Here is an 11,840-nt window from a genome sequence, read left to right as displayed (position 1 = left end):
TTTGATTTGCCCAGGGATAAATGTGATAGAATTGAAGGTGATTTAATTGGCAAGAGAAATGACTTTTAAAATGGAGAGACCGGGGCTCCTTCATGAAGGCGATGAGGTCACGGTTACAGAGGGTGTTCTTCCCAGTAACTACTACTATACAATTGATCCATCACTGGCAATGTCAGGAAACTTCCCATTTAGAGACAGGATGCTTGCCAGAAAAGGTGTTGTAACCAAGGTTGAAGAGAATGCCAGAGGTTTCTATGTAACAGCTGTGTTCGAGGAGAACACTTGATAATAAGGAGGAGAACATTATGGAGTACGTATCAACTAACAAGGCACCGGCAGCAATCGGACCATATTCACAGGCTATCAAGGCAGGAGATTTTCTTTATGCATCAGGACAGATTCCGATCAATCCTGAGAGCGGTGAAATAGAAGAGACTACTATTGCTGAGCAGGCAGACAGAGTATGCAGAAATATCGGCGAGATATTAAGCGCTGCAGGAACTGACTATGAGCATGTTGTAAAGACTACATGTTTCCTTGCTGAAATGGCAGATTTTGGCGCATTCAACGCAGTTTATGAGAAGTATTTCGTTGGAAAGCCTGCAAGAAGTTGCGTAGCAGTTAAGCAGCTCCCAAGAGATGTTCTTTGTGAGGTTGAAGTAATAGCTTATCTTGGACAGTAATATTTAATAGTAACTATTTTGGAGTGGGGATGAAGAAAAGAGTTGTTGCCGCTATTATGTGCGTAGCCTTTGTGATGACAGGCTGCGGAAGCCTTGCAGGCAGACATAATATAGATTCCGGATTTACATATATTGAGAGTCGCGACTACGTGAGTGCTCTTGAAAGCTTTGAGGCTGCCACGGAAAAAGGAGAGGATGAATGTCTTATTCACAGAGGAATAGGCATTGTGAAGCTCCAGACCGGGGATTATCAGAGCGCAGTAGACGAACTCCTTGCATCACTGGCAGCGGATGAGGGAATAGTTGATGACATGGATTTTGACACCAACTTTTACCTGGCAGAAGCTTACTATCGTCTTGGGGATTATGCCAAGGCCAAAGAGGTATATGATGCCATTTTGGCCCTTAGATCCAAGGATAGTAATGCCTATTACCTTCGCGGTGTATGTGAGCTGGCTTCCGGTGGGCATGATAGTGCATATTCGGACTTTTCCAAGGCAATAGCCCTTAACTCCAGAGACTACGGCGTTATAATCCTGATCTATAAGTCTCTTGCAGAGTATGGTTATGAGGATGAAGCAAGAAATATTCTTCAGACAGCCATGGATAATGGAAGTTCTTTTATGACCAATTATGAAAAGGGACAGATTTCCTACTATCTTGGCAACAATGCTGATGCTCAGAGCTATCTTGAACTTGCCAGAAACGAACGCGACCAGGAAAAAGAGCCGGTGGTTCTCATGCTTGGTCAGACCGGCGAGAAGCAGGGCGACTATAACTACGCTATCAGCGTTTACAAGACATACCTGAATGAGAATCCGGAAAGTGCCACTGTCTATAATCAGCTTGGAATGTGTCAGATAAAGCAAGGAGATTATGACGGAGCTATTTCATCCTTTGAGGCAGGGCTTACAGTTGACGACAAGGGTGTTAATCAGGCTCTTCGCCTGAATGAGATTACAGCCTACGAATATATGGGGCAGTTCAATATGGCCCAGTCACTTATGGCCACATATCTTCAGGATTATCCCGGGGATGAGACCGCTATCAGAGAGAATATTTTCCTGTCAACAAGATGATAAAACAATCATTTTTTCTCAGTGCAGAATATTCCGGATTTGTACAGTAAACCGCATTGATATTGGACCTACAGTCATTTAAAATTATGGCTGTAGGTATTTTTTTATTGTAGGAGAAAAGAAAAATGGCATATTTATTTGTTCATTTTACAAGTGGGGAAAAAGATTCAGAGAGCATATATTTTTCTGTAAGTAAGGATGGCCTTAACTTTACAGATTTAGGCGGAAATCAGCCAATTTTGAAAGCTGAGCTTGGTTCCAAAGGAATCAGAGATCCATACATGGTTTTCGATGAAAAGCTGGGTAAATACTTCATTATAGCTACAGATCTTAATACTTCCGATGGAAACTGGGAGAGAGCTGCAAACAGAGGCAGCAGATCACTTTTTGTCTGGGAATCCGAGGACCTGATTAACTGGTCCAAGGAAAGACTTATAGAAGCCGGCATAGAAGGCGCAGGATGCGTTTGGGCACCGGAGGCTGTCTACTGCAAGGAAGAAGGAGCCTGGTTTGTATTCTGGGCATCCAATGTTAAGGAAAGCGGTGAGGATGCGCCCAAACAGCGTATATATGGCTCTTTTACCAAGGATTTTAAGGAGTTTACTCCTGCGTTTAAATATATTGAGAAGGACACCCATGTTATAGACACTGACATAGTATGGGAAGATGGCTACTACTACAGATTCTCCAAGGATGAGACTAACAAAGTCATTCTTCTTGAGAGAAGCGCCGATCTTGTTAAGGGTCCTTACGAGAAAGTTGAATCCAAGACTCTCTCAGAACTTAAGGGTGTAGAGGGCCCGGAGGCTTATTACCTCGAAGAGCAAAAGAAATGGTGCCTTATCGTGGATCAGTTCCAGACTAACGGAGGGTATCTTCCTCTTGTCTGCGATAAATTGGAATCCGGAGATTTTCAGAAACTTACTGCTGATCAGTATAATCTTGGAAAGCGCAAAAAGAGACACGGCGGTGTTATTGCAATTACTGATAAGCAGTACGATGCGCTTACAGAGGCTTTTGGCAGGAATATAAGAATCAGCGTTTATAACGATTGGGATCATGTGGACAAAGCTGCATCGGAAGGAAAGGGCAATGTTGTTCTGGCCTGGGACGGCGAATATAGGAAAGGCGATATTATTGAGTTTTCAGGAATGATTCCTGGGAAATACTATGTTGTTAAAGTGGATGCGGCTATAGACCCTGCGCTGGTGCTTGTACAGCAGGAGACTGTCACATTTACAGTGCCTTTTTATGAGAAAAAGACAAGCTATAATCCTATAGCATTCTTTGGAAACAGACATTATGTCAGCATCAGAGAAGCTGCGGATTATGAGATAAACGCATACAGAAATCTGGCGCTTAATCCCTTTGACCAGCATGAGGTATCAGGAGTATACCCACATGCCAGTGCCAATGTGGAAACAAGAGGAGAGGCGGTTTTTGCGGCAAGGAATGCAATAGATGGCTGCATTGCCACACTTTCTCACGGAGAATGGCCCTATGAATCCTGGGGCATAAACAGGCAGGATGATGCGGAGTTTACCCTTGATTTTGGAACTGAGGTGGATTTTGACAAGATAGTTCTTTATACAAGAGCAGATTTTCCTCATGACAACTGGTGGACGCAAGCCGAGTTTTCTTTTTCCGATGGAAGCAGCCAGGTGGTACACATGGATAAAAAGGTGGCAGAGCCCCACGTGTTTGATATTAAGAAATCCGGAATCAGTTGGATTAAACTTGGCAAGCTGATTAAAGCTGATGATCCAAGCCCATTTCCGGCGCTTACACAGATTGAGGTGTATGGAACAGTACATGCGTAATGAATCAAATTGAGGTTTTGATATGAAGCATAGAACGTTAGTACATGATTATTTCTCTAAAGTTAATGAGGTTTCTCTTTATAGGCGATATCCGGATATCGCTGACAGAAAAGCCTGGGAAGGATTATCTGATGATCTTCGTGCAAAACTCATAAGAGCCGGAGAAGAAGCCCTTGATGAGCCCTGGACACAGCTACTGATTTCTGACTTTACGGAGTTTAAGAAAAGCGGCAACAGAGTCCGATTTGAGGATAAGTATTTTCCAAGACGTAGGAAATTAAATAAGCTTGTTATGGCTGAGTGCGTCGAGAATAAGGGAAGATTTACAGATGCTATTTTAGATGGCCTGTACCTTATTTTGGAAGAAACTACCTGGTGCCTTCCACCTCACACAAGTTATGAGAGGGACGCAGAACAGGAGAATATTCCTGACGTTACAAGGCAGATTATAGATCTTTTCCAGGCTGAGAGCGGAGCGGAAGTAGCTTTTGCTGAGTACCTGCTAAGACCTGTATTTGCGAAGATCAGTCCTCATATCAGTATTTACGTGAATGAGAGACTTAAAGAGCGCATATTTGATCCTTATCTTAATCAGTTCTTCTGGTGGATGGGAGACGGAGAGCAGACCATGTGCAACTGGACTCCCTGGATTGTTCAGAACGTGCTGATCTGTGCGCTGACAAGACAAGAAGGGTACTGGGAAAAGAATAAAAATGTACTAAAGACATTTCTGGAAAAGGCTTCTGTGTCCTGTGACTATTTCCTTGATGAGTACGGTGAGGACGGCGGTTGCAACGAGGGAGCTCAGTACTATACTCATGCAGGCTTATGCTTGTTTGGTTGTCTTGAGCTTATTGATGGGGCTACAGATCGTGGTTTCTCTGACATTTATAAAGAGAAGCTTATTCGCAACATGGCCACTTTCATTGTTAAGATGCATGCCTGTGGAGACTACTACGTGAATTTTGCCGACTGCAGTGCACTTCCCGGAAGGCGTACCGCCAGAGAGTTTTTGTTTGGTAAGGCTGTAGGGGATGAGGCCCTTTCAAGCTTTGCCGCAGCGGACTTTAGAGATGAGGACGACAAGGATAAGCTTGTTAACGGCGAGATTAATCTCTTTTACCATTGCATGCAGGCTTTTGCCTATGATGAGATGATGCAGTATCCGGTGAGCGCAGTACTTCCGGAAGATTCCTGGTTTGAGAGCATGGGACTTATGGTGGCCAGGGATGATACTTTCGTTCTTGCTGCCAAGGCAGGTAATAACGGTGACAGTCACAATCATAACGACGTTGGCTCTTTTACCATTTACAAAAACGGAAGGCCCTTTGTAATCGACCTGGGAGTAGAAACTTATACTCAGAAGACATTTTCAGATAGGCGCTACGAGCTGTGGACAATGCAGTCCCAGTTCCACAATGTGCCTACGTTTATTGATGGCAATATTATCAGCAATTTGGGAGATGACTCTGCTGCGGATGCCGGTAATCCGAAAGTTTTCATGCAGAAGGATGGCAAAGAGTTTGGTGCATCTAATGTAAAGTGCGACCTAAGTTCCGGCACCCTGACCATGGATATCGCAGGGGCATATTCTGAAGGAAACGCAGAAAAAGCTTTGCAGGGCATTAAATATGTCAGAACAGTTTCTCTTAATAAGGGCGAGAACATCGCTGTTAGGGACCACTATGAAGGTAGTCTTCCACTGGTTATGAGCATTATGACCTATGAAAAGCCGGAGGCCTTAGATGCTGCAATGGGAAAAGACACCAAGAAAGACGGAAACGGCCCGGTAAAAGTTAAGGTCGGCGATGTGGGCTTTATCACAGCAAGTGGCGCTCGGAATGTTAATATCCGTGAATACTCAATTACTGACGAAAGGCTTTCTATAGCCTGGAAACACAGTGTATACAGGATACTTATTGAGCTTGATGAGACAGCCGGAGACTATGAATTTGAATTTTGCTAATCGAGGAGAGAAATGGCAATGAATATAAGTGCAGAAGATAAGAAGTGGATAAAAGAGGCTCTTGATCAGTTTGGGACCAAGATGGAAACTGTGGCAAGCCGCAATCAGGGGAAGATTCCTTATACTACCGACGATAAGGGCAGATTTGATGATCGCTCCGGAGAAAAGGACATCTGCTGGTGGACCAACGGCTTTTGGGGCGGTGAGCTTTGGCAGCTTTATAAGCTCACAGGAAAAGAAATATTCAGGCAGGAAGCTATTGGCACTGAGGATAAGATGGACGCTGCCTTTATGAATTACAACGGAATGGACCACGATGCGGGCTTTAGGTGGCTTCCAACTTCTGTAGTAAGATACAAAATGGATCACAATCCAAAGTCCAGGAATAGAGGACTTCTGGCAGCAGCGAGCCTTTCAGGACGCTTTAATTTAAACGGTAATTTCATCAGAGCCTGGAATGACTGGGGCGATGACAGGGATACCACAGGCTGGGCAATTATCGACTGTATGATGAATTTGCCTCTTTTGTATTGGGCATCAGAGGAACTTGGGGATCCAAGATTTAAAGCTATAGCCGTGGCTCATGCGGACACAGCCATGAAGAACTTTATCAGAGAAGACGGCTCGGTGCGCCACATTGTAGGCTTTGATCCTGCAACCGGTGAGTTTGACAGAGACTACGGCGGACAGGGCTATGGAGAAGGCTCATCCTGGACAAGAGGCCAGAGCTGGGCACTATACGGATTTGCGCTTAGCTACATCTACACCGGGGAAAAGAAATACCTTGATACAGCAAGGAAGGTTGCAGATTACGTGATCTCTGAGCTTGACAGCAAGTTTCCTGAGTATCTTGTTCCTGTGGATTACAGACAGCCTGCAGAGCCTTATTATGAGGATTCTACGGCAGCAGCTATTACAGCGGGAGGTCTTATTGAACTTGCTAAGTGTCTTGATAGCGCAGGTTATTCTGCAGAAGCTAATGAAAAGGTATGCTCAGACAAGTACCTTAATGCAGCTATTAAACTCCTAAAGACTCTCCATGAAAAGAGATGTGACTACACTTTGGATAAAGATAATATCTTAGAGAAGTGCACTGCGGCATATCATGATGAGAAGCATGAATTTGCCATCATTTACGGAGACTATTATTATCTTGAGGCGCTGATGAAGCTTGATGGAAGCGCGCTGACAGTATTTTGATATCTGATGAGTATAGAACAACACTATGCATGTAATAGTAATTACCATTACTTGATTTAGATTACGAAAGGAAACACCATGGTTTTTAAGCCGCAAACTACAGATTTTGAACTTAGCCCATATACCGGACTTAACCGCCAGAGTTGGATAGAGGCAGCAGAATATCTTCTTGGGGGAATCTTTGGAAATATTAAGGATATCGAAGATCCTGTTGTAATGCCAAGATATGAGACAGAGGTTACATACCCGTCCAAGGTTGCACCCGAGTGGCGGAGAAAAGCGGAAGTGTTTGAGGGCCTTTGCAGATCTTTTTTCATATCTGCGCCCCTTATTCATATCGAGCCGGAACTAGTCCTTAATGGGATAAATGTCCGTGACTACTACAAAAAGCAGGTCCTCTATGCGGTGACTCCAGGGGCTGACAACTATGTCCTCAATTACTCTGACATGCGAGCCCTTGATCAGAGCAACAATCCTACTGCCTGCTATCAGCAGACTGTTGAGACTGCAGCTCTGGTTATATGCCTGTGGCTTTGCCATGAGGAAATCTGGGATACCTATACCAAAGAGGAAAAAGACCGCATTGCAGTTTTCCTCACAGACTTTGCTCATTCCAACACTGTGCCTCAGAACTGGCGTCTTTTCAACATGCTGGATATGGCCTTCCTTTATATGAATGGCTACCCAATTGACGAGGATATCATGCGTGATCACGCCCAGAACATCCTTAACTACTATGTTGGAGATGGCTGGTATCGCGACGGACAGTCTTTTGACTATTATTCCTGCTGGGCTTTCAATATGTATACTGCCATTTGGAACAACTGGTATGGCTATGAAAAAGAACCTTACATCGCCCGGAAATTTGAAGAAAATTCAAACGAGCTTATGAGGACTTACCCGGATTTCTTTGACGGGGACGGCTTTACCAATATGTGGGGCAGAAGCGGAATCTACAGAAATGCAGCTACAAGCGCCTTTGATGGGAATCTTATGATGAGAAACAGTACTGTGGACCCGGGACTGGCCAGACGCATCTGTTCAGGGTCACTACTTCAGTTCCTTGGCCGGGATGACTTTTTGTGGAATGGCGTTCCAACCCTTGGCTTCTATGGCCCATTTATTCCGCTGGTTCAGGGGTATTCCTGTGCTGAGTCTCCCATGTGGCTTGCTAAGGCACTACTTTGCCTGCATTTACCTGAGAATCACCCCTTCTGGACAGCTAAAGAGAACAATGGAACCTGGGATAAGCTTGTAGAAAGAGAAACCAAGGTCACAACCCTTGACGGACCGGCGCTTTGCATGGCTAATCATAAGGCAAACGGCATAACAGAGCTTAGAAGCGGCAAGATGGTAAAAGATAAATCGGACAGCCACGGAATCTGGAACTACGGAAAGCTTGTGTTTAACACCAAGTTCCCTTGGGAGTCCAAACCCGCAGCGGACGTGGAATCCCAGCAGTATGTGCTGCAGTATATGGATGGGGGCGACGATGTCCAGGCTAGCATTACACCTAACGTTATGTTCTGGCACGGTGAAAAGAATGGAGTCCTCTATCGCCGCCAGTTCTGGGAGTACGAGATGGAAACTGAAGATCACTGGCGCACAGCCATTAACCTGGCTGATTTTGCTGTTCCTTACGGAATACTTCGCGCAGACAAAATCCGACTCTTCAGACGTCCGATTCGCCTGACCCTTGGCTCTTTTGGCTTCCCTGATAACGGAACAGAAGTTATTACAAGGGAAAAGGATGGCTACAAGGCTGTGATCCTAAAGGGCCATGACCATACAGGAAAAGAAAAGCAGCTTGCCTTCACTATTATGGATGGCTGGAGCGATATTAAGCTTGTAAAGAGTACTGACACAAACCCTGACAGCAAGAATTCCATCGTGGTTTATGCTGAGACTACAAGGGACAAGCAGTACGGGTATGAACCATATTTCCTGATCTCACAGACTATTACCAAGGAGGATTTATCTGACTTTTCAGAGGAAGATCTTTTCCCGGTAAAAGAGATCATTTATACCGATCCGCAGAAGTGCGGAGGCTATGGCCCTGTGACCATAAGACTCAAAAACGGCGACGAGAAGATTATTGATTTTTACGGAATCGAGGGAAGACTTGAGTTGTAAAGTAATAATTGATCTGTAATATTATGAAGAAAAAGATAGTACATAGAAGATTGTGCTATCTTTTCTTATTTGTAAAAAAATTTTGAAAAAGAAATATGTTGTGGTAAAATCAACGATGTATATGCAATAGAAAGAAGGAGCAAATAGTATGTCAGAAGTATACAACCATCATGCGATTGAAAAAAAGTGGCAGGAATACTGGGAAAAGAACGAAACCTTTAAGACAGATGTCTGGGATTTCTCTAAGCCCAAGTATTATGCGTTGGATATGTTCCCATATCCATCAGGAGTAGGATTACACGCAGGTCATCCAGAGGGATACACTGCTACAGATATTATGTCTCGTATGAAGCGTATGCAGGGATATAACGTTTTGCATCCTATGGGATATGATTCTTTTGGTCTTCCTGCGGAGCAGTATGCAGTTACAACAGGTAACCATCCTGCAGGATTCACAGAAAAGAATATTGAGACCTTCTCCAAGCAGCTTAAGGAGCTTGGTTTTGACTATGACTGGTCTAAGATGATCGCTACAAGTGATCCTAAGTTCTATAAGTGGACACAGTGGATTTTCAAGAAGTTATATGAGGCTGGTTATGCCAAGCATATCGACATGCCTGTTAACTGGTGTGAGGAGCTTGGTACAGTTCTTTCTAATGATGAAGTTATCGACGGTAAGTCTGAGCGTGGAGGATATCCTGTTGTTAAGAAGATGATGAAGCAGTGGGTTATCGACCAGCAGGCTTTTGCTGAGGAACTTCTTGATGGCCTTAATGAGATTGACTGGCCTGAGTCAACTAAAGAGATCCAGCGTAACTGGATTGGTAAGTCAACAGGTGTAGAGGTTGACTTTAAGATTGTTGGTGGCGGAGAGTTCTCTATTTTCACCACATGTATCGAGACAATTTACGGTATTACCTTTATGGTTCTGGCTCCCGACGGAGAAGTTGTTAAGGGACTTATGGACCGCGTTGAGAATAAGGAAGAGGTTCAGGCTTACATCGATGAGACTCTTAAAAAGAACGATCTTGACCGTACTGATCTTAACAAGACCAAGTCAGGATGCCCTCTTAAGGGAATCTATGCAGTGAACCCTGTAAATGGCAAGGAAGTTCCTGTATTCATCGGCGACTTCGTACTTGCAAGCTATGGTTCAGGTGCAGTTATGGCTGTTCCTACACATGACCAGAGAGACTTTGAGTATGCACAGGTTCATAACCTTCCACTTATCCAGGTTATTAACAATACTGAAGGAACAGTGGATGTTTCCGAGCATGCATTTGAGAAACAGGACTATCTTGGAAAGGGCTGCATCCTTGAAAACTCTGAAGAGTTCAGTGGCATGACAGTAGAAGATGCCAAGAAGGCTATTACCAAGAAACTTGTAGATATGGGCGTTGCAAGAGAAAAGGTAAACTATCATTTCCGTGAGTGGATCTTTGCTAGACAGCGTTACTGGGGCGAGCCTGTTCCTTGCGTATACAAGGAAGATGGCAGCATTGCATTCCTTGACGATTCAGAACTTCCTGTAGTTCTTCCTGAGCTTGAAGACTATAAGGGACACGGCGGCAAGGCACCACTTGAGAATGCTACAGAGTGGAAGGCTTACGACAAAAACGGACTTAAGGGCACAAGAGAAACCTCTACTATGCCTGGTTCTGCTGGATCATCATGGTATTACATGAGATATATTGATCCTGATAACGACAACGAATTTGCTAATCAGGAGCTTTTAAAGCACTGGATGCCTGTTGACCTTTATGTCGGCGGACCTGAGCATGCAGTTGGACATCTGCTCTATTCACGTATTTGGAACAGATTCCTTTACAACAACGGTCTTTCTCCTGTAAAAGAGCCATTTAAGAAGCTCGTTCACCAGGGAATGATCCTTGGTGAAAACGGAATCAAGATGGGTAAGCGTTTCCCTGAGTTCGTTGTTAACCCAAGTGATATCGTTCGTGACTACGGCGCTGATACACTTCGTCTCTATGAGATGTTCATGGGACCTCTTGAGGTAAGTAAGCCATGGAATGGCGCAGCTGTAACAGGCGCAAGAAAGTTCATCAACCGTGTATATACTTTCTTTACTGAGACTGCTAACATCACAGAAGATAACAACGGAAACCTTGAGAAGGTTTACCACCAGACTGTTAAGAAGGTTACAAATGACTTCGAGGCACTTGGCTTTAACACAGCTATCGCTCAGATGATGATCTTTGTAAATGCAGTTTACAAGGAAGGAAGTTGCCCAAGAGAGTATGCAGAAGGCTTTATCAAGATGCTTTCTTGCATCTGCCCACACGTTGGTGAGGAAATCTGGCAGATTCTTGGTCATGATAATACAATCGCTTTCGAAGCATGGCCAACCTATGATGAGTCAAAGTGCGTAGAGGATACTGTTGAAATCGCAGTTCAGATCAATGGTAAGGTTAAGGCTACTCTGAACATTGGCAAGGAAGATCCTAAGGATGAAGTTATTGCCAAGGGTAAGGAGCTCATCGCTGATAAGCTTGAAGGAAAGACTATCGTAAAAGAGATTTACGTTCCGGGACGTATCGTAAATATTGTTATCAAATAAATATAAGCATAATAAGAATGCCGTCGCTTTGAGCGACGGCATCAGACTGTAGACAAAGTCCACGGCATTTGCCGTGGATTTTTCTTTATAAAAGTGCCGAAAACCCAGTATTTATCTGGGCTTGAGGCACTTTTTCTGGTATAATAGAAGTATCAAAGTTGGGGATGGGGATTGCCTTTATGATGACTTCTAATACCGAAAGAAAGCGTGAACAAATGCAGTTTGTGAGCATGGACGATCTGGTTCCACAGGACCACATGCTCAGGCTTATTGATAAAGCCATCGACTGGTCATTCATATATGATCTTGTTGAAAATAAGTATTCTTCAGACATGGGCAGACCCAGCATGGATCCTGTCACTCTCATTAAAATCCCTTTCA

The 11,840-nt window shown here is 44.1% G+C and carries 8 protein-coding genes and 2 pseudogenes; all 10 read left to right on the top strand.

Annotated features, from left to right (window positions below):
• Window positions 1-46 precede the first annotated feature (46 nt).
• On the top strand, window positions 47-286 hold the full coding sequence (locus tag G613_RS0109180; protein WP_029232380.1) for a hypothetical protein: 240 nt from the start codon (window positions 47-49) through the stop codon (window positions 284-286).
• A 19-nt stretch (window positions 287-305) separates the two neighbouring features.
• Entirely contained in the window at window positions 306-683 is a 378-nt protein-coding gene (locus G613_RS0109175) for a RidA family protein (protein WP_029232379.1), read from the top strand.
• A 29-nt stretch (window positions 684-712) separates the two neighbouring features.
• Window positions 713-1,762 carry a tetratricopeptide repeat protein gene (locus G613_RS0109170; RefSeq protein ID WP_029232378.1) on the top strand — a complete coding sequence of 350 codons (1,050 nt, stop codon included), beginning with the start codon at window positions 713-715 and terminating at the stop codon, window positions 1,760-1,762.
• Between the two features lie 125 nt (window positions 1,763-1,887).
• Window positions 1,888-2,361: pseudogene (locus tag G613_RS20115) on the top strand (glycoside hydrolase family 43 protein); the annotation flags it as partial.
• A gap of 429 nt (window positions 2,362-2,790) precedes the next feature.
• The gene (locus G613_RS20110) at window positions 2,791-3,582 is read left to right on the top strand and encodes a carbohydrate-binding protein (protein WP_051151059.1); all 792 of its coding nucleotides are present in this window, start codon (window positions 2,791-2,793) and stop codon (window positions 3,580-3,582) included.
• A gap of 22 nt (window positions 3,583-3,604) precedes the next feature.
• Window positions 3,605-5,548, top strand: coding sequence for a heparinase II/III domain-containing protein (locus tag G613_RS0109155; RefSeq protein WP_029232377.1), 1,944 nt, complete (start codon window positions 3,605-3,607; stop codon window positions 5,546-5,548).
• A gap of 18 nt (window positions 5,549-5,566) precedes the next feature.
• Window positions 5,567-6,748, top strand: coding sequence for a glycoside hydrolase family 88 protein (locus tag G613_RS0109150; protein ID WP_029232376.1), 1,182 nt, complete (start codon window positions 5,567-5,569; stop codon window positions 6,746-6,748).
• Window positions 6,749-6,826: 78 nt separating this feature from the next.
• Window positions 6,827-8,881 (top strand): DUF2264 domain-containing protein, encoded by a 2,055-nt coding sequence (locus tag G613_RS0109145; RefSeq protein WP_029232375.1) that lies wholly within the window; start codon window positions 6,827-6,829, stop codon window positions 8,879-8,881.
• A gap of 148 nt (window positions 8,882-9,029) precedes the next feature.
• Window positions 9,030-11,459, top strand: coding sequence for a leucine--tRNA ligase (leuS, locus tag G613_RS0109140; protein ID WP_029232374.1), 2,430 nt, complete (start codon window positions 9,030-9,032; stop codon window positions 11,457-11,459).
• Between the two features lie 179 nt (window positions 11,460-11,638).
• Window positions 11,639-11,840 (top strand): annotated as a pseudogene (locus G613_RS17985) (IS5/IS1182 family transposase); the annotation flags it as partial.

Source organism: Butyrivibrio sp. VCB2006 (assembly GCF_000420945.1).
Taxonomy (GTDB): Bacteria; Bacillota; Clostridia; order Lachnospirales; family Lachnospiraceae; genus Butyrivibrio.
This window is presented reverse-complemented; position numbering and strand designations above follow the sequence as displayed.